The sequence below is a fragment of the Acinetobacter sp. 243_ASPC genome (genome assembly GCF_001054715.1).
In the GTDB taxonomy this organism is placed as follows: domain Bacteria; phylum Pseudomonadota; class Gammaproteobacteria; order Pseudomonadales; family Moraxellaceae; genus Acinetobacter; species Acinetobacter soli.
Window position 1 is genome coordinate 24462 of record NZ_JVOR01000092.1, and the last position, 20326, is coordinate 44787.

Annotated in this window: 16 protein-coding genes; 7 read left to right on the forward strand and 9 right to left on the reverse strand. The window is 44.5% G+C overall.

Annotated features, from left to right (window positions below):
- The first annotated feature begins 260 nt into the window (after nucleotides 1-260).
- Both fadB and fadA read left to right on the forward strand, forming a co-directional pair.
- Nucleotides 261-2414 (forward strand): fatty acid oxidation complex subunit alpha FadB, encoded by a 2154-nt coding sequence (gene fadB / locus ADA42_RS11950; protein WP_004932415.1) that lies wholly within the window; start codon nucleotides 261-263, stop codon nucleotides 2412-2414.
- Nucleotides 2415-2427: 13 nt separating this feature from the next.
- Complete coding sequence (gene fadA, locus ADA42_RS11955) at nucleotides 2428-3600, forward strand: acetyl-CoA C-acyltransferase FadA (RefSeq protein WP_004944028.1); 1173 nt, start codon at nucleotides 2428-2430, stop codon at nucleotides 3598-3600.
- A gap of 45 nt (nucleotides 3601-3645) precedes the next feature.
- On the opposite strand, the gene ADA42_RS11960 is transcribed toward fadA, so the two are convergent.
- A complete protein-coding gene (locus tag ADA42_RS11960) occupies nucleotides 3646-4203 on the reverse strand; it encodes an RBBP9/YdeN family alpha/beta hydrolase (protein WP_048765397.1) in 558 nt (185 codons plus the stop codon).
- Between the two features lie 19 nt (nucleotides 4204-4222).
- Nucleotides 4223-4987 carry a hypothetical protein gene (locus ADA42_RS11965; RefSeq protein ID WP_048765399.1) on the reverse strand — a complete coding sequence of 255 codons (765 nt, stop codon included), beginning with the start codon at nucleotides 4985-4987 and terminating at the stop codon, nucleotides 4223-4225.
- 173 nt (nucleotides 4988-5160) lie between these two features.
- On the opposite strand from ADA42_RS11965, the gene ADA42_RS11970 reads away from it, so the two are divergent.
- The 4 genes from ADA42_RS11970 (at nucleotide 5161) to ADA42_RS11985 (ending at nucleotide 8928) form a co-directional block, all read left to right on the forward strand.
- Entirely contained in the window at nucleotides 5161-5853 is a 693-nt protein-coding gene (locus ADA42_RS11970) for a DsbA family oxidoreductase (RefSeq protein WP_004932408.1), read from the forward strand.
- Nucleotides 5854-6282: 429 nt separating this feature from the next.
- Nucleotides 6283-6516 (forward strand): DUF456 domain-containing protein, encoded by a 234-nt coding sequence (locus ADA42_RS11975; protein WP_004932406.1) that lies wholly within the window; start codon nucleotides 6283-6285, stop codon nucleotides 6514-6516.
- Between the two features lie 282 nt (nucleotides 6517-6798).
- Nucleotides 6799-7929 (forward strand): hypothetical protein, encoded by a 1131-nt coding sequence (locus tag ADA42_RS11980; RefSeq protein ID WP_414629816.1) that lies wholly within the window; start codon nucleotides 6799-6801, stop codon nucleotides 7927-7929.
- 129 nt (nucleotides 7930-8058) lie between these two features.
- The gene (locus ADA42_RS11985; protein ID WP_048765403.1) at nucleotides 8059-8928 is read left to right on the forward strand and encodes a hypothetical protein; all 870 of its coding nucleotides are present in this window, start codon (nucleotides 8059-8061) and stop codon (nucleotides 8926-8928) included.
- Nucleotides 8929-9005: 77 nt separating this feature from the next.
- On the opposite strand, the gene htpG is transcribed toward ADA42_RS11985, so the two are convergent.
- From htpG to ADA42_RS12010, 5 genes are all read right to left on the reverse strand, one after another.
- Nucleotides 9006-10931, reverse strand: a complete 1926-nt coding sequence (htpG, locus tag ADA42_RS11990; RefSeq protein WP_048765405.1) for a molecular chaperone HtpG — start codon at nucleotides 10929-10931, stop codon at nucleotides 9006-9008.
- A gap of 102 nt (nucleotides 10932-11033) precedes the next feature.
- Entirely contained in the window at nucleotides 11034-11384 is a 351-nt protein-coding gene (locus ADA42_RS11995; RefSeq protein ID WP_004932393.1) for a lysozyme inhibitor LprI family protein, read from the reverse strand.
- Nucleotides 11385-11595: 211 nt separating this feature from the next.
- Entirely contained in the window at nucleotides 11596-12222 is a 627-nt protein-coding gene (locus tag ADA42_RS12000) for an OmpW/AlkL family protein (protein ID WP_048765407.1), read from the reverse strand.
- A gap of 304 nt (nucleotides 12223-12526) precedes the next feature.
- Nucleotides 12527-13948 (reverse strand): Na+/H+ antiporter family protein, encoded by a 1422-nt coding sequence (locus tag ADA42_RS12005; protein WP_004932388.1) that lies wholly within the window; start codon nucleotides 13946-13948, stop codon nucleotides 12527-12529.
- Nucleotides 13949-14046: 98 nt separating this feature from the next.
- Nucleotides 14047-14934, reverse strand: a complete 888-nt coding sequence (locus tag ADA42_RS12010) for an alpha/beta fold hydrolase (protein ID WP_048765408.1) — start codon at nucleotides 14932-14934, stop codon at nucleotides 14047-14049.
- A 120-nt stretch (nucleotides 14935-15054) separates the two neighbouring features.
- Between ADA42_RS12010 and ADA42_RS12015 the strand changes: the two genes are divergently transcribed.
- Nucleotides 15055-15540: a DUF4442 domain-containing protein gene (locus ADA42_RS12015; RefSeq protein ID WP_004932383.1), complete on the forward strand. Its 486-nt coding sequence runs from the start codon at nucleotides 15055-15057 to the stop codon at nucleotides 15538-15540.
- A 38-nt stretch (nucleotides 15541-15578) separates the two neighbouring features.
- Here the strand turns inward: ADA42_RS12015 and ADA42_RS12020 are convergent, their stop codons facing one another.
- Both ADA42_RS12020 and rpoC read right to left on the reverse strand, forming a co-directional pair.
- Nucleotides 15579-15935 carry a hypothetical protein gene (locus ADA42_RS12020; RefSeq protein ID WP_025095278.1) on the reverse strand — a complete coding sequence of 119 codons (357 nt, stop codon included), beginning with the start codon at nucleotides 15933-15935 and terminating at the stop codon, nucleotides 15579-15581.
- Between the two features lie 169 nt (nucleotides 15936-16104).
- The gene (gene rpoC / locus ADA42_RS12025) at nucleotides 16105-20298 is read right to left on the reverse strand and encodes a DNA-directed RNA polymerase subunit beta' (RefSeq protein ID WP_004932377.1); all 4194 of its coding nucleotides are present in this window, start codon (nucleotides 20296-20298) and stop codon (nucleotides 16105-16107) included.
- Nucleotides 20299-20326 lie beyond the last annotated feature (28 nt).

Below are 20326 nucleotides of genomic sequence, written 5' to 3' on the forward strand. Positions count from 1 at the left end.
TTACTGTGCAAAATCACTTATAAAAAAATATATAAATCATAGTGATAAAATTATTCAACACGAATATGTATGGGTTTTTAAGTATATTCACCCAAATGAGCCGTGAAAAATAGGTGACCCTTGCGTCACGACTAGATACAACTTGTTAGATTCTTTTTCGATATAGTTATCGTAAGATTGACGAGGTATTTTCACTGTATAACGCAATATACACGTCACAACATCAACGTATAAATCCTCCAGAATAAAGGAGATCAGGCATGATCCACGCTGGCAATGCCATTACCGTCCAAATGCTTCAGGACGGAATTGCAGAATTCCGCTTTGACTTACAAGGTGAGTCAGTCAACAAGTTTAACCGTGCAACCCTAGACGATTTTAAAGCTGCCATCGAAGCAGTTAAAAACCATTCTGAAGTAAAAGGTTTGATCGTCACCAGCGGCAAATCGACCTTTATTGTGGGTGCCGACATTACCGAATTTGGCGATAACTTTGCACAGGGCGAAAGCGCGATTGTGGAGTGGGCCTTACCTGTTCATGAGATTTTTAACAGCTTTGAAGATCTAGACATCCCTAAAGTCGCTGCCATTAATGGCATGGCATTAGGTGGTGGCTTTGAAATGTGCTTGGTGTGCGATTACCGTGTGATGTCTGAAAGCGCACAGGTCGGCTTACCAGAAATCAAACTGGGAATTTTTCCGGGCTTTGGTGGTACCGTGCGTTTGAGCCGTTTGATCGGGATTGACAATGCAGTCGAATGGATTGCGATGGCCGCACCAAAAAAACCGGCTGCTGCTTTAAAAGATGGTGCCGTCGATGCCGTGGTCGCTGCCGACAAATTACAAGATGCTGCAATTGATTTGGTGAAACAAGCCCTCGCTGGACGTCTGGATTGGAAAGCCAAGCGTCAGGAAAAAATCGATCCAGTTAAACTGGCACCGCTTGAACAAATGATGGCGTTTAATACTGCTAAAGGTGCCGTTTTGGCCAAAGCCAATCCAGCGCAATACCCTGCACCTAAACTCATGATTGATTCATTGCAGGCCGGTGCAAGCCTCAGCCGTAACGATGCGCTGAAGGTTGAAGCAGAAGGCTTTGCCAAAGCTGCGGTCACTGCGCAAGCTGAAGCACTGATTGGTTTGTTCCTCAACGACCAAATCATCAAGAAAGTATCGAAAAAACACGAAAAAGGCGCGCACCCTGTTAATCAAGCTGCTGTATTGGGCGCCGGGATTATGGGCGGCGGGATTGCCTATCAAGCTGCCAGCAAAGGCACGCCAATTATCATGAAAGATATTGGGAACCCTCAGCTCGCGCTTGGAATGTCAGAAGCCAACAACCTGTTAACCAAACAAGTTGAACGCAAAAAAATGAAGCCAGCTCAAATGGGCGAAACACTGGCGCGAATTCGTCCAAGCTTGAGCTACGACGAGTTTAAAGACGTCGATATCGTGATTGAAGCGGTGACCGAAAATCCAAAAATCAAGGAAGCGGTACTGGCCGACACCGAAGCCAAAGTCCGTGATAACACCATTCTTGCCTCAAATACCTCGACCATTTCGATTACACGTTTGGCCAAAGCGTTAAAGCGTCCGGAAAATTTTGTCGGTATGCACTTTTTCAATCCGGTGCACATGATGCCACTGGTCGAAGTCATCCGGGGTGAACAAACCTCCGATGAAGCGGTTGCAACGACCGTTGTTCTGGCACAAAAAATGGGCAAAACCCCAATCGTGGTGAATGACTGTCCGGGTTTCTTGGTCAACCGTGTGTTGTTCCCGTACTTTGGTGCATTTGATTTGTTACTTAAAGACGGTGCAGATTTCCAGCAAATTGACAAAGTTATGGAAAAATTTGGCTGGCCAATGGGCCCTGCTTACCTGATGGATGTGGTGGGGATCGATACGGGTGTGCACGGCGCCGAAGTAATGGCAGAAGGCTTCCCTGATCGTATGAAACCAGACTTTAAAGGTTCAATCCAGACCATGTACGAAGCCAAACGTCTGGGCCAGAAGAATGATGTCGGGTTTTATAAGTATGAACTCGACAAAAAAGGTAAGAAAGCCAAAACGGTTGACCCAAGCGCCTATGAAGTGATTGCATCGGTTGTGACAGGTGAAAAACACGAGTTTGACCCGCAAGAAATCATTGACCGCATGATGCTGGCACTGTGTAACGAAACGGTTCGTTGCCTCGAAGACAACATCGTCGCCACTCCTGCTGAAGCGGATATGGCCATGATTATGGGCATTGGCTTCCCGCCGTTCCGTGGTGGCCCATGCCGCTATATCGATCAGACTGGCGTGCCAGAATACGTTGCGCTTTGCAACAAATATGCACATCTCGGCAAAGCGTACGAAGCACCGCAAATGCTGCGCGATATGGCTGAAAACAACAAGAAATTTTACGGTTAAGGGAGCAACGTGAATGACTACTTTAAATCCACGTGACGTTGTGATTGTTGATGGTGTTCGTTCTGCCATGGGCAAATCTAAAAACGGGATGTTCCGAAATGTACGTGCCGACAGCCTATCTGCAGAATTGGTACGTGCGCTGGTTGCACGTAACCAATTTGATGTCAATGAAGTAGAAGACTTGATCTGGGGCTGTGTGAACCAGACACTCGAACAAGGGATGAACATTGCCCGTAATATTGGTCTATTGGCCGATTTGCCTAAAACGGTTGCAGGGCAAACCGTCAACCGTTTGTGCGGTTCATCGATGCAGGCAATTCATACTGCGGCGGCGCAAATTGCCACCAACCAAGGTGATATCTTTATCATTGGGGGTGTCGAGCACATGGGCCACGTCGGCATGATGCATGGTATCGATCTTAACCCAGAAGCCTCGAAGCACTATGCCAAAGCATCCAACATGATGGGCTTAACTGCAGAAATGCTCGGACGCATGAACGGTATTACCCGTGAAGAGCAAGATGCGTTTGGTGTAGAGTCACACCGCCGTGCTTGGGCTGCGACGCAAGAAGGTCGTTTTAAACATGAAATTGTGGGTGTTGAAGGTCACGATGCCAATGGCTTTAAAATCCTTTGCGACATCGATGAAGTGATTCGTCCAGATGCCAACTTAGAGGCATTTAAGGCGTTGCGTCCTGTATTCGATCCGAAAGGCGGCACCGTAACAGCAGCCACATCATCTGCATTGTCTGATGGTGCCTCTGCGATGCTCTTGATGTCGGCAGAACGTGCGCAAGCCCTCGGCTTAAAACCGCGTGCCGTGATTCGCTCAATGGCGGTTGCTGGCTGTGACGCAGCAATCATGGGTTATGGCCCTGTGCCAGCCACTCAAAAAGCACTCAAACGTGCGGGCTTGAGCATGGCAGATATTCAGACCATCGAATTGAACGAAGCTTTTGCTGCTCAAGGTCTATCAGTCATGAAAGGTTTGGGTGTGTATGAAAAGCAAGACATCATCAACTTAAACGGTGGTGCGATTGCACTGGGCCATCCTTTAGGCTGCTCGGGTGCGCGTATTACCACTACCCTACTGAATGTGATGGAACAACAAGACACGCAAATTGGTCTTGCCACCATGTGTATCGGTTTGGGCCAAGGCATCGCGACCATTATCGAACGTGTTTAATATGACTTTCAAATAAAAGAAAAACCCCGCAAATTGCGGGGTTTTTTATGCCCGTAGCATATCATGTAAGCGTTTGATCAATGCTGGAAACGTAGTGTAACCATCTTCTGCCAGAAAATGTCCCGCGTGTGCAATTTGTTCATAGGGTATATTCAGCTCCAGCGCCAAGCGAATACTCCACTCTGGAGGGACATAAGCATCATGATCCGACAAATACATATAGGCGCCAGCCCTGAGTTGAAGAGTTTGCGGAATCTGTTGACTCTGCGCAATATAATCATCTAGTTCTGGTAATGCAGGTAAAGCTTCTCGCAAGCCAGAAACCAGCAACATTCCTCCCAAATACTGTATTTGGTGCCGATGAAAAAAATGCAACAGACTGATAACTCCCAAACTATGCGCGACAAAGAATATAGTGTCATCAATTTTAGGGATGTGATGGTCAAGCGTGCCTTGCCATGCCTTTACATCTGGATGAGCTGAATCTGGAAAGTGAATTAAGGTGACTTGTGTCTGATCACCATTTAACTGATTTTTAATATCTTGAAACCAATGATCCTCTGGTGAGGCAGAGTAACCATGAAGTACATATACATGTTGCATGAGCTGCTCCCTCACTCAATCAAGTTGCATCTTTTAACTGCTGATCAAGCGCAGCCATATTGCGCTTTTTAATATTTTCAATTTTGGCATTGAGGCGTAATACATCCTGATATAACTGATTAAACGCCTTCACCTGCGCGGTATCTCGAAACAGAATTTTTTTGCCGTTTCGTTCCCATGCATGGGTTTTTAAAATGGCAAACATGGCATCGGCTTTATCTAGAATCTGCATTTCCAGCAAGAAAATGGCATGATCCTGATCGACTTTCTGGTTACTGCCCAGTTTCTTTTCCAGCAAAATCCGCATATCTGGTTCTACCGACAAGGTTTTGGCCTCGGCCAGAAAAGCTTGATGAATCTGTTCATATTGATTTTGATACAGCACGGATGCCTGCCGAACATCATTGAGCATCTTTTGTGTTTGCGCATACTGCTGTTTCTGATCTTGCTCAAGCCGTGTCACATCTAAAAAGGTATCCCATTGGGCTGCCTTGAGGGCACGTAAATAAGCATTACGTGCATTGATGTTTTGTACCCAGTAATTCAGTAAAAACTCGGAAATCTTTTTATAATTTCCCGCCAATCGGCGATCATGAATATCCAGTTGTACAGGTTTAGACCAGTCTTGTGCCTGATCATAAAGCAGCGCCATTTTTTCAGACATGACCTGATCAAACATCTGACTGGTGTCTTTAAGCTGTTGCTGTTGAATATAGTGATAAGAAAAAAAACCAAGGGACAGGATCACAATCAGGATTGCGATGATGATCTGAAAACGGCGCATACTCCTCTCCTTCATCTTGTTGTTGTTGATTGCTCGCTGTTGTTATTGATACGTGATCATTTCATAAAATGGGTGTATTGCATACGACGCAACAGGCAATTACATCTTTATGCCTTTATCTCTGATTATTTCATGCTTATGATGGAGAATCTGTGATTTTTTGAGATGTTACTATGCGCGTAGATATTTGGTCCGATGTGGTCTGCCCATTTTGTTATATTGGTAAAAAACGCCTTGAGCATGTGGCTGCCGAAGCTGGAGTGGAACTGGACATTCACTGGCATAGTTTTGAGCTTGATCCAGATGCACCAGCACATCATGACACCTCAAATACCGAACGCTTGGCCAAAAAATACGGTCGAAGTGTCGAGGAGATGCAACAGATGCAGCAAAACATTGCGCAAATGGCAGCCGAGGAAGGGATTGATTTTCAATGGCAAAAAGCCAACTCTGGCAATAGCTTCGATGCGCATCGCATCATTCACCTGGCGCAAAGCAAAGGCTTGGGCAATCAGGCCAAGGAAGCCTTTTTTCACGCTTACATGACCGAAGGTTTAGCGATTGGCGAACGCGAAGTGGTTGAAGAGATTGCATCACGGATCGGCTTAGATCATGCCGAGGTCGAATACGTACTGCAAAGTGACGAGTTGGCTGACTTTGTTCGTCACGATGAGAAAATCGCGCATGAGCAACTGAATATTTCAGGTGTCCCTTTTTTTGTGTTCGATCAAAAATTTGCACTTTCAGGTGCACAGCCGCGTGAAGTTTTTCTGCAAGTTCTCAATCAGAGCTTGGCACAAATTGAACAGCAATCGCCAACAGATGCCAATACCTGCTCAGATGAAAAATGTGATACAAATCACTAATCAAATTTGTGGTGTAGCACATTTCACGATTATTGAACAATTATTAAGCAAAACTGCAATGCAGCGTTGCAAAAATATGACTATACATGGCAGAACTTTCTTTTTAAGATACAACTCTTGAATTTACTGTATTCATGCGCTGTAGTTTCTTATTTTGCTCTCGATCATTGAGAACTTTTTCTTAAAAAAGCCTTCTAGGGATTAGAAGGCTTTTTTATTGCATTTTTATTACATAGCTTAACGTGAATTACCAAGAGATCTGCTGTTGTAATCAAACATTGTCATTTTTAACTGAAGCCCTTGCGAACTTAACACGTTCACCACACGCACACCCTGCTTTTGTGTTTAGATGAATGTTTAAGCAATATGATTCGTTCGCTTTGGCGCGATATCGAATCAAATCTGTATTTTAAACAAGAGGGATAAACAATGACGACATTAGAGAATCAAGACACAGCACGCCCACTTAATTCTGTTGAACCATCTGATCAACCGGAGCAACCTGTAGCGAAGAAAAAATCTCGCTTTTCTCCAACGGTTAAAGGCGCTGTGATTGGTGCTGTTGCAGGCAGTGTCCTGCCAGTATTTGGTACATTTAGTGGTGCCCTGATTGGGGGAGTTGCAGGTAAACTCTATTCTCGACGCTGTGCTAAAACAGCTTAATCATAATCAATGATTGTGTTTAATCATCATATTTATTTCATGATCAATATGCCCTTCAAATGAGGGGCATTTTTCTATGTGTATCAAGCAACCTTTTGATTAAAGCCTGAATCATGCTTGAGTTAAAGAGGCTTATGTTATTAAATTTATTTTATTTTGTTGATGGTCTTGATTTTACATGCCAAATCAACAACAGTGACCAGTATAAGTTTGATAATAACGATTTGATACATGATGAAAACACAACAAAAAGTATGGATTTTCGGGGCGGTTTCAACGTGTTTGATTGGTGCCAGCCTTCCATCTGCTTGGGCCGAAAGTACCGTAACCAGCACAGCCAGCGCTGATTTGGTTTTACCGAGTAATCCAGACATTCCTCCCACCTCAGTGGCCTATCCAGTCGAACTTCGGCAATTAAATCAAAGTAATGAAAAGAATCTTCTGGATTATATTCCGGCATGGGTAGATGCCATGCCGACCATGCTGCCGAAGGAATCCGATCAGGTCATGGTGCCGTCAGTGAACGAAACCGAAAACAAAACTTGGGTGGATCGTAAGCAAAAACAAATTCGCGATTGGGCTGATCATACTTCAGTTAAAATTGATGACTGGTTTGGTGATATCGACCCCAATAAACCCGCCAATGCCACATTACGTGTAATGCTGGATAATTACTGGGATAAATATAACGGTTTTGAAGTCAAACCACGTATTCGAGGTAAAATTAAGCTTCCCACTTTAGAACGTCGCTTTAGTGTGGTGTTTGGGGATGAGTCGCTCGATAACGAGTTTGAAAATAACATTGCCAATACCAACATCGAACCCAATGCCGATAACAAGCGTCTCGATACCCGCCAGACCAGAGACAACAACAGTTCCATTGCCCTGCGCTGGTCAGATTTTGCGAAAAAGCTTCCCTTTGAAACCGATGCCGATTTAGGGATTCGCTCAGGCGATGACATTTATGTCAGACTTAAGGCCAAACGCGCGTGGGTATTACGTAATGATTTTTCATTTTATGCCGAACAAATCTATCGCTACGGTATCGACAGCAAAAACTATTTCCGAACCAACTTAGAACTCACCCATGCTCGCCCAAACGAAGCTTTTTTGTCGAATCAATTTAGCCTGACACATGCCGATGAACAAGAAGATGACTGGTGGTGGGACAACCGTCTGTTTCGTCAGCATCAGTTTTTTACCAATCAGCGCTTTAACTATGGCATTTATATGGGCGGCTATTACAACGACAACGATTTACGCCTCAATAGCTGGGGGCCGTTTATGTCATGGCGTCAACCCGTGTGGCGGGAGTGGTTTTATGTGCAAGGTGATCTCAATTATCTCAATGATCATCGTGAAGATCGTAGTCATTATCTGAGTACCTTTGTACGTTTGGAAGCTATTTTTTAAGTCGATGTACTGGCTGCCAAATACGGTTTAATTTGGCAGTGATATAGATGAGTAATGGTCTGAGCTTAAAGCATTTATTAAGCTTGATTGCCTATAGTGTGCCGTTCATGATTTATGTTTTTTTAAACGATGACTCAACGGCATGTGATCTCTTTAAGTTTTATCACAATGGGCATGCTCAGCATTTACTACGGCATGCAATTGCTGAGTAATGGTTCGTCTTTAAAGTATCTTTTGGTCAGGTCTTCTGATCAGCACTGCGAAACCGAAAGCAACGCATCAGTGTCTGAGGTTGCATCGTCTCTTGAAGATCCTCAAGTTTTAAATCAACGTTTACTTGAAGTCTTTGGACAAGATTCATTGTGGCAACGCACGCAGCAGCATTATGCGCCGCCCGTCAAACGCTTTGGCAAAACCAAAAAGAACTCAAAAACACATCGGGCCGAGTCGACCGCACCCAACCCTTTTTCAGCCAGTTGGTCGACACTTTCAAGCCTATTGCCTTTTTCCAATGATCTCGATTTGGGTGCAAATTCAAGTTCAGATGTCTATGTCCAGTTTCTGGCTAAAAAGAAATGGGTATTGATGCATCATTTAGATTTAGATACCGAGCAAGTGTTCCGCTACGGTTCGAGCAGTAAAAATTACAGTGAAACTAATCTGAATCTCAAACAAAAATTGAGCGACAGCACGCTCTTTGCCAGCCAGTTTAATGTGACCAAAACACAGGATGAAGATTTTACATGGCGTAATACCACCTTTCATCAGCTCAGTTTAAGCGGTAAAGATAAAGTGACCTATGGTGTATTAACCTCAGGAATTTATGAAAAACAGAAGAAAGATGTACTTCTGAGCCAATGGGGCCCTTATTTGTCTTGGCGACGCCCGTTATGGCGTAACTGGTTATTTATGCAAAATGATCTGAACTATACCGATGATCTGACCGATCAAAATGGCTATCACTTTAGTTATCAAATGAGTTTTGAGGCCAATTTTTAGTATCGATGAGAATTGTGGATAAGTTTGACGTTATCCACAATTAAAAAAAGCCCCGATACGAAATCGGGGCTTTACTGTTAGCTTAGCAGCAAACTGTTGATACGTTTTACATAAGCGGCTGGATCTTCCGGCAAACCACCTTCAGCAATCACGGCTTGATCAAAGATGACATTGGCCAGATCATCGAACTGCGCTGCATGTTCGAGCTTTTGTACCAATGGATGCGCTGGATTGATTTCTAAAATTGGCTTGCTTTCAGGTACAGGCTGCCCTGCTTGTTTCAGCATACGAACCAACTGAGGTGAAAGTTCACCGTCACTGGTCACCAAGCAGGCAGGCGAATCGACCAGACGTGTAGTCACGCGCACTTCTTTGGTTTTTGCCTTGAGTGAATCCGATAATTTATCAACCACTGGCTTGAATTGTTCCGCAGCTTCTTCAAGTGCTTTTTTCTCTTCGGCATCTTGCAGATCGCCCAGATCAACCGCACCTTTCGACACGTTTTGCAGTGCCACACCGTCAAACTCATGCACAAAGTTCATTGCCCATTCATCCACACGCTCCGACATTAACAAGACTTCAATGCCTTTTTTCTTAAACAACTCAAGCTGTGGAGAATGTTTGGCTGCATTTAAACTCTCTGCCGTAACATAGTAGATGGCTTTTTGGCCCTCTTTCATACGCGCTTTATAGTCGGCAAACGAGGTGCTGATCTCATCGTTAGTCGAAGTTGCATAACGCAAAAGCTTTAAAATACGTTCACGGTTGCTAAAATCTTCACCCAAGCCTTCTTTGAGTACAGAACCGAATTCGGCATAAAAGGTCTTGAATTTTTCCTGATCTTTCTCATCTTCAGACTTCGCCAAACCATCCAACACATTCAAAATACGGCGCGTGTTGCCTTCACGGATGGTTTTGACATCACGACTTTCTTGTAACAGCTCACGGCTCACGTTCAGTGGTAAATCGGCACTGTCGATCACACCTTTAACGAAACGTAAGTAGTTTGGAATCAGGTTATCCGCATCGTCCATAATAAAGACGCGCTTCACATACAGCTTAATGCCTGCTTTGGCTTCACGGGTAAAAATATCTTGTGAGGCTTTGGCCGGAATATACAGCAACTGAGTGTACTCAGTATTGCCTTCTACGCGGTTATGTGTCCATGCAAGCGGTGCTTCAAAATCATGCGTTGCATTTTTATAAAACTCGATGTACTGCTCGTCAGTGATCTCGCTTTTACTGCGGGTCCATAATGCGCTCGCCGAGTTAATGGCTTCCCATTCGTCAGTCTTCACATACTGACCCGGTTTCGCTTCTTCTCCCTCAGCAGCTTCTTCTTGTTGCCATACTTCTTTTTGCATCTCGATTGGCAAGCTGATGTGGTCAGAGTATTTATTAATAATCTGCTTAACTTTCCAAGATTCTAAATAGTCCAGTGCATCGTCACGCAAATGCAAAATGATGTCGGTTCCACGTGAATCCTTAGTGATTTGCTGTACTTCAAATTCACCCGTTCCGCCGCTAATCCAGCGAACACCGTCTTGTGCATCCGACCCGGCACGACGCGACTCTACCGTAATTTTGTCGGCCACAATAAAGCCTGAGTAAAAGCCAACACCAAACTGACCAATCAATTGTGCATCAGATTTTTGATCGCCGGTTAGCTTAGACATAAAGTCTTTGGTTCCCGATTTAGCAATCGTACCCAAGTTGTCAATTGCTTCTTGCTGGCTCAAGCCAATGCCATTGTCACTGATGGTTAACGTACGATTATCTTTATCCAGACGCACGCGTACACGCAGTGCCGAATCGTTTTCATAATATTCCGGATGCTTAATGCCTTCAAAACGCAGTTTGTCGCAAGCATCGGACGCATTCGAAATCAACTCACGTAAGAAAATTTCAGGATTCGAATACAGTGAGTGGGTCACCAGATGCAGTAACTGTGCAACTTCGGCTTGAAAGCTATAATTTTGTGATGTGCTCGTTTGCTCACTCATAGGACACTCCTTAATAGATCACAACATGTTGTTATGTAATGTGCTATGTATTGGAGTGCCTAGATTAATTTTCAATGGTAATCCTAAAGATTTTTTGATCAATCAGAATGGCCCATGACTCAAAACACGATTTTGAATAATGTCATCGAGGTGTTGCTGACGCGATGCATAGCTTCGACTTAAACAGCCCGTGTTTGAACCGCAAGTATTGCGCTGTTTGAGCCATTGATACTGCATGCCTTTTTCGGCATCACGCCCTCCCATAGGTAATGCATGCAATACAATTGCGTAGGTGGTGGCCATTTTTACATCGGCATCATTGAGTGAGCGAGTCTGGCAAATGGTTTTCTCCGAGCGAAGCTGGGCTTTTTCACAGGGAAAGCTTGCAGCAGAAGCCGCACCCGCAAACATCAAACCACACCACGTGAACATGATAAAAGCTGAACGACGCATATTTTAATTCTCATTTTAAGGCTTATATACTTAGCTTAAAAAATTCAAATGTGGCATTGGGTAAAGTTTCAACACAAAATGTGACACTGTGTATCTCACTATAAAAAAATAAAAAGGTCTTATGCTCTCCAATAAGACCTTTAATTGCCGTTATCTCTCTTGTTATTTTTATGATGGTTTTTATTATTTTGCGCTATGGTTGATACTTAAATTAAAACTTATAGCTGTAACCTACGCTATATACCCACGGATTAACTTCAAGTGTTCCAATTTTTTCACCATTCCATTTCAAATCAGAACCAATATCAGCGTAACGCACATCGGCAAAAACACCCCAATGTTTTGCATCGGCCGGCTGGAAATTAAACCCGACTTGACCGGTAAACCCATAGGCGTGTTCTGCCTTTAATGAAGTTCCTGCAAGTGAACCTTTGGTCTGTTCATCCCATGCCAATAGTGCGGTTGCACCTACGCCGACATATGGCGTAAATCCAGTAGAATTTTTAAAGTGATATTTCACCGTGAGTGTAGGTGGCAACTGTTTAAAGCTCGCAATCGTTTCAGGCGCTCCACCCGCGACACGTGCCAATACATTATGTTTAAAGGGTGTCGCCAATAAAAGCTCAGATGAAATATTGCGATTGGCAAAAAAATATTCGATTGATGGTGTAAAACTAAATGCATGATCGGCTTTCGCTTCAGTGACAGCACCATCGGCCATCGTATTATGATCACTTGAAGGTGCCAAAACACTTGCACCCACTTTAACTTGCCATTCGCCAGCAAATACTGACGCTGAAATACCTAGCAAAGATAAAACAAAAACTCTAAGCAACATGATTACCCCCTATCTCTTTTATAATAATAAACATTGATTTTATTTAAATGCAATATAGAGAATTAATATATTTTAATATTATTTTTAAACCAATGATTAATAATAAAATTATTTTAATTCATACAAAAATACTTGGTTTTATTTTTAATTCTTATTATTTTAATCAGGATTTAATTCCGATTAATTTAATCTGATTTTTTATTTATTCCAACCTTTTTAATCAGGTTTTATTTGTTGTTAAATTAAACTTCGCATGAACATAAATCAGGAAGTACTGATTTATATTCACGCGTTAATAAATAAATTAAAGTACCATGGCTGCAATCCAGCCAAAAATCAGTAAAGGAATATTAAAGTGAATAAATGTTGGAATCACAGTGTCCCAAATATGGTCATGCTGACCGTCGACCCCCAGTCCTGCCGTTGGGCCCAAGGTTGAGTCAGATGCAGGTGATCCCGCATCACCCAATGCCGCAGCAGTTCCAATCAGTGCAATGGTCGCAAGTGGTGAAAAACCAAACTGTACACAGAGGGGTACATAAATCACAGCCAGTACAGGTACACTTGAGAACGATGAACCAATCCCAATCGTGACAAACAGACCAATAAACAGCATGAGAAATGCAGCCAAAGCATGATTATCACCAATCAGATGCACTACGCCATTGACCAACTGGTTGATATCACCGGTATGGGTCATCACCGAAGCAAAGCCGGCAGCCGAGATCATGATAAAGCCAACCAATGCCATCATCCGCATCCCTTGTACAAACACATCATCGGCATCTTGCCATTTGAATATACCCGCGGTAGACAACACGGCAAAACCGACCAATCCGCCTAAAATCATCGATCCCGAATACAGCTGTGCAACCAAGGTCAGCGCGATGGCTAAAATCGCCATGAATAGGGTTTTCTTGGAAATATACGGCACGTGCTGTGCTTCTTGCTTGAGTTCTTCTGCATCTTCGGCAAGAGAATGCGTGACATGCGCTTCGGCACGAAGTGGTTTATCTAGGTCAATTGTGGTCACGCGGGCGACGGCTCGATCTTGATAATGGCGTGGCTTACGGTAGCTGATAAATACTGCCACCAGTGTTCCCAGAACCATGCCCATAACCGGAATGGCCATTCCCATCGGCATCATCCAGCGTTCGACATGCAAGCCGTACTGTGCGCCAATTTTATTGATGTTCCCCATCAGGATCTGTTCAAGAAAGATGGCACCAAAACCCACAGGCAAGAAAATATAGGTTCCGACCAAGCCCAATGTGAGTACGCATGCCGCAGCACGACGATCCAGCTTTAGATGGTTCATGACCTGCAATAAAGGCGGCACCAGCACCGGAATAAAGGCAATATGGACCGGAATCAGGTTTTGTGAAAAAATCGCGGCAATCAGTAAAATACTCAGCAATAAATACTTAACTTTTTTCTCGCGCTTTTTGCTGGCTTCCATCCCCAGTAAACCGATCAGTTTATGCGCCAGCAAATCTGGTAATCCAGATTTGGACAATGCCAAGGCAAATGCACCCAAAACCGCATAGGCAAGCGCCACTTCGGCACCATCGCCTAGTCCAGCATTAAAAGCCTGAACCGTATCGGATAAGCTTAAGCCTGCGACCAATCCCCCCACAACAGCAGAAATCACCAACGTTAAAACAACAGAGACTCGTGCCAGTGACAAGATAAACATCACGGCAATCGCAATAACAACAGCATTCATGAATCAAGGTCAGGTAAAATAAAAGGCGATATTTTAGCAGATTCATGCCATGCATGGGCTGTGACTGTCGTTTATCTTGTCGGAATACTCATGGGCTTTCACAGGGTGTTTTCATCATGATGCTGCTGGGCAAAGCGTGCAATATGGCCGGCGACTAATTTTGGCTGGCTCAACACGGCCCAATGATTGCCGTTAATTTCCTGATACTCAAACTGATCAACCCAGTTTGGCATTTCGTTTAAAATATATTCAGGGCTGACAAATGCATCGTGCTTAAGTACCAAGGCCTGTACAGGACACTGCGCAAAACGCTTGCGCGGATGACGCATTGCAGGAATAAAATTGGCACGGTATAAATTAATGCCATATTTGCCATCACGTGCAATATTCGGATTGAGTGGTAAATCTTGCTTGCGTTCTAACCTACTCAGCACTTTCCCCCATTTCTGTGGGGTAAAGAAATGCCACACCGACGGTGCCAGAAATGGCAGATGAAACGCCGCGATATACCATGATTTTGATAGCTTTTTTAATACACTTAACGGCTGGCTTTTCAGTTCACTGCCCAGCAAGTGTGCTGCATGATCCAGACACGGCCCCGAAATGGTGGTATACGATAAAATCCGATCTTTAAATCTTGGATCTGTCACCGATTCCCACGATTGCAATGACCCCCAGTCATGGGCAGCCAAATGAAAAGGTCGCCCTTCTAAAACCTGATCTACTACCGCCTCCAGATCTAGAGACAATTGCGCCATACGATAATCCCAGATTTTTTTGGGAACACTCGACTGTCCGGCGCCTCGCACGTCATAGGTCACAATATAAAAGTGCTGAATCAGTTCTTGTATAATCGGCTCCCACACTTCCTGATTATCAGGATAGCCGTGTACCAGTACCAACGCTGGTAATTCTGGATGCCCCCATGCTTTACAGCATAAGGTCTGTTGATCCGTGGTGCGTACAGTCGAAATCTGAGGATGCATTGCGATGTCCTTGTTGTTTTAATTGACCATGTTTTTAGTCGGATTGGGCATTGCCATCAATGCCAGATTAGTGATAGTTATTTAGTATGAATAATCATCATATAAAAACAATTGACCATTATGAATATTTTAAGACATCTTCAGACCATACCCATGGTGTCCAAGTTTATGATCAATCGCTACTCTCCCTACCGGGGTGCCGGCATTGAGATTGATCAAATCGACCTGAATAACTACTTTATCCGCGTCAAAATGCCCCTGACGCGTAAAAACCAAAATATTGTCGGTACACATTTTGGAGGAAGTTTATATTCAATGGTTGACCCTTTTTACATGCTGATTCTGATGCATCATCTGGGGTCTAAATATATTGTCTGGGATAAATCTGCCACGATTCACTTTCTGGCCCCGGGACGCAGTACGGTGTATGCTGATATCCGGCTGGATGCCAACGAAATTGATCATGTTAAAGGATTGGCCGAGAATTATGCGCCCGTCATTCGTAATTATGTGGTGAATATATTTGATGAGTCTGGTATTCGTATTGCAGAAGTGCATAAAACGCTATACATCCGCCGCAAAAAGCCTAAATCATCACGGCAATAAAAAAGACGACCCGAGTCGTCTCTTTTGATAAGGCAGATTTAGCGTCGCTCTTGAATCGCAGCGCCTGCACCACCACCGATTGCGCCACCAATGGCAGCACCACCATCACCACCAAAAATGGCTTTACCGACCACCGAACCAATACCGGCACCGACTGCACTGCTGGTGGTGGTATTTCGGCTACCACCTTTGGCATTTGATCCTACACCGGCACCAGCAGCTGCACCGACACCTGCACCTAAACCACCGCCAACATGGTTACCCACACCACCACCAACGGCACCGCCCAGTGCGGCTGCACCAATACGTTGATCAGATGGGCTCATATTTTGGCAGCCTGCAAGAAGTGCGGTTGAAACGATTGCTGTAGCCATTAAACTTATTGTCTTTTTCATGAAAAGATCCTCCTTTCTTTTCACTCAGCATAAGCATTTTTTGTGAATTGATACTTGTCAAAATGTTAATTCCTACAAAAAAATGCAGGAGTTTTGTAACTGCTTACACATTCAATTCATCGATATAAAAAAAGGCACCCGAAGGTGCCTTTTTTGCAATCTACTTAGATTAGAACTGTTCTTGGTTCAATGCTTGACTGAACGCTTGGTCAACGTCACTAAAGTCGTTGTGCAGTTCAAATTCTGCCGCTTCCGCTTCCTGACGACGACGCTCAAGGTGATACGCCAAACCTGTACCGGCTGGAATCAGACGACCCACCACAACGTTCTCTTTGAGACCGCGTAGATCATCTTCTTTACCTGTTACAGCGGCTTCGGTTAACACGCGCGTCGTTTCTTGGAACGATGCTGCCGAGATAAATGAGTCAGTCGAAAGCGATGCTTTGGTAATACCCATTAATTGACGCTCAAATTTCGCAGGGAATTTATTTTGCGCCAAGACAGCTTGGTTCTCTTGAACAACACGGATGTAATCCACTTGTTCGCCTTTGATGAAGCTGGTATCGCCACCATCGGTGATGTCTACTTTACGCAACATTTGACGTACGATGACTTCAATGTGCTTATCGTTGATTTTTACACCTTGGAGACGGTAAACGTCTTGAACTTCGTTCACGATGTAGTTGGTCAACGCCACTTCGCCTTTCAAACGTAAGATGTCATGCGGGTTTTGTGGACCATCAGAAATGGTTTCACCACGGTTGACATGCTCACCTTCGAACACGTTGATTTGACGCCATTTTGGAATCAATTCTTCGTAGATCTCAGAACCATCATCAGGTGTAATCACCAAACGGTTCTTACCTTTGGTTTCTTTACCAAAGCTCACGATACCAGACACTTCGGCCAAGATCGCGTGCTCTTTTGGTTTACGTGCTTCGAACAAGTCCGCAACGCGTGGAAGACCACCGGTAATATCACGTGTACGTGAAGATTCTTGTGGTACACGACCAATAACGTCACCTACACCAATTGTTTCACCGTCACGAACGGTCACAATGGTATTTTGTGGCAAGAAGTAGAACTGTTCGCCACCATCGGTTGTGTCGAGTACAATCGCAGGACGCAAGTCTTTACCTGACGCAGGACGTGCAGTCACTGGCAAGATTTCAACTGTTGTCATACCGGTTGCATCATCAGTTTTCGATGTTGCAGTCACACCATCCGCAATTTGGCTGAAACGTGCTTTACCCGCAACTTCAGTCACAAGTGGATGCGTATGCGGATCCCAAGTCGCCACAATACCGCCTGCTTCTACCGCTTCACCATCTTTAAGCAAGATGCTTGCACCGTATGGCAGTTTATAGCGCTCGCGCTCACGACCCAACTCATCGGCAATACCGATTTCACCTGAACGTGAAACAGACACCAAGTGACCTTTCGCGTGCTGTACCGTTTTCACATTGTGGAAACGAACTGTACCTTTGTTACGTACCTGAACACTGTTTGCTGCAGAAGTTCGGCTTGCCGCACCACCTACGTGGAACGTACGCATGGTTAACTGTGTACCCGGCTCACCAATCGATTGCGCTGCCATAACACCCACAGACTCACCAGGATTAACCTGATGACCACGTGCAAGGTCACGACCATAACATTTTGCACACACACCAAATGATGATTCACATGCAATTACTGAACGCACTTTCACTTCATCGACACCCGCTTCTTCAAGCTGAGCTGCGATTTTCTCGTCGATCAATGTACCGCGTGGCAACACCACTTCGTCATCAGATGCACGACGTACGTCTTCCGCCGTTACACGACCCAATACGCGGTCACGTAATGGCTCGATCACGTCACCACCTTGAATGAATGGTGTCATCACCAAACCACCCATGGTGCCACAATCCGGCTCGGTAATTACCAAGTCCTGCGCAACGTCAACCAAACGACGTGTCAAGTAACCTGAGTTTGCAGTTTTCAATGCAGTATCGGCCAAACCTTTACGCGCACCGTGCGTTGAAATAAAGTACTGAAGTACCGTCAAACCTTCACGGAAGTTTGCTTTAATCGGGGTTTCAATGATCGAGCCATCTGGCTTCGCCATCAAACCACGCATACCCGCCAACTGACGAATCTGCGCCGCACTACCACGGGCACCCGAGTCAGACATCATGTAGATGCTGTTAAACGATTTTTGTTTCTCGTCTTGACCTTGCTTGTTTTTCACGTTGGTAAAAGACAAGTTGTCCATCATCGCTTTTGCAACTTGGTCGTTGGTACGTGCCCAGATATCGACCACTTTGTTGTAACGCTCACCTGCGGTTACGAAACCTTGCTCGAACTGTTCTTCGATTTCACGAACTTCAGTTTCTGCTTTGTCGATAATCGCTTGCTTCTGCGGTGGAATGACCATGTCTTCCATACCGACAGAAACGCCTGAACGTGTTGCTTGACGGAAGCCAAGATACATCAACTGATCGGCAAAAATAACAGTGTCTTTAAGACCAAGCTTACGGTAGCACGAGTTGATCAGCTTCGAGATGTTCTTTTTGGTCATCTCAAGGTTAATCATTTCAAAGCTTAAACCTTCAGGAACAACTTCCCAAAGCAAGCAACGACCAGGTGTGGTATCCACAACAATGGTTTGCTTTTCACGTTGACCGTCTTCATTGATCACGGTTTGGTGAACACGAACCTTTACGCGTGCGTGAATAGCGACCTGACCGGTTGCAAGCGCACGGTTCACTTCGTGTGTGTCGGCAAACATCATGCCTTCACCTTTGGCATTTACCGCATCACGCGTGATGTAGTAAAGACCCAAGACCACGTCCTGAGATGGAACGATAATCGGCTCACCGTTGGCTGGTGACAAGATGTTGTTGGTCGACATCATCAAGGCACGTGCTTCAAGCTGTGCTTCAAGTGTCAATGGAACGTGTACCGCCATTTGGTCACCGTCGAAGTCGGCGTTAAACGCAGCACAGACGAGCGGGTGTAAACGGATCGCTTTACCTTCGATCAGGATCGGTTCAAATGCTTGAAGACCCAAACGGTGAAGCGTTGGCGCACGGTTCAACATCACTGGATGCTGACGAATCACGTTGGCAAGAACGTCCCATACTTCTGGAGTTTCGCGCTCAACCATTTTCTTCGCAGCTTTAATGGTTGTGGCCTGACCAGACGCTTGTAGTTTTGCAAAAATAAACGGCTTGAATAGCTCAAGTGCCATTTTCTTTGGAAGACCACATTGATGTAGACGTAAAGTAGGACCTACGGTAATTACCGAACGACCAGAATAGTCAACACGTTTACCCAACAAGTTCTGACGGAAACGACCTTGTTTACCTTTGATCATATCTGCCAAAGATTTCAATGGACGTTTGTTCGAACCGGTAATTGCACGACCGCGACGGCCGTTATCAAGCAATGCATCGACAGATTCTTGCAACATACGTTTTTCGTTACGTACGATGATATCTGGCGCTGCAAGGTCAAGAAGACGCTTCAAACGGTTGTTACGGTTAATGACACGACGATACAAATCGTTCAAGTCAGATGTCGCAAAACGACCACCTTCAAGTGGTACAAGCGGACGTAGGTCTGGTGGAAGTACTGGCAGTACATTCATCACCATCCATTCTGGCTTGTTGTTCGACTCTTTGAAAGCTTCCATCAATTTCAAGCGTTTTGACGCTTTTTTCAACTTCGTTTCAGAAGTTGTTTGTGGAATCTCTTCACGAAGACGTGAAATTTCAGCATCAAGATCGATGTCTTTTAACAAGTCTTGAACCGCTTCAGCACCCATTTTCGCAGAAAATTCATCTCCGTGTTCTTCAAGTGCATTGAAGTATTCTTCATCAGTGAGAAGTTGATACTTTTCAAGCGGTGTCATGCCTGGGTCAGTCACTACGTAAGATTCGAAATACAAAACGCGTTCGATATCACGAAGTGTCATGTCGAGTAGCAAACCGATACGGCTTGGCAACGACTTTAAGAACCAGATGTGTGCAACTGGAGACGCCAGTTCGATGTGACCCATACGTTCACGACGAACTTTTGCAGTCGTGACTTCTACGCCACATTTTTCACAAATGACGCCTTTGTATTTCATACGCTTGTATTTGCCACACAAGCATTCGTAATCTTTTACTGGACCAAAGATTTTGGCACAGAACAAACCATCGCGTTCTGGTTTAAAAGTACGGTAGTTAATGGTTTCAGGCTTTTTTACTTCGCCGTGAGACCATGACTTAATCATTTCTGGTGACGCAAGACCAATACGAATACGGTCAAACTCAATCGGTGTATGACCGTCTGAGTCCGTTTTCTTACGCATGATATCGAGCAAGTCTTTCAATTTATTTCTCCGTATGCCGAGGAGTTTT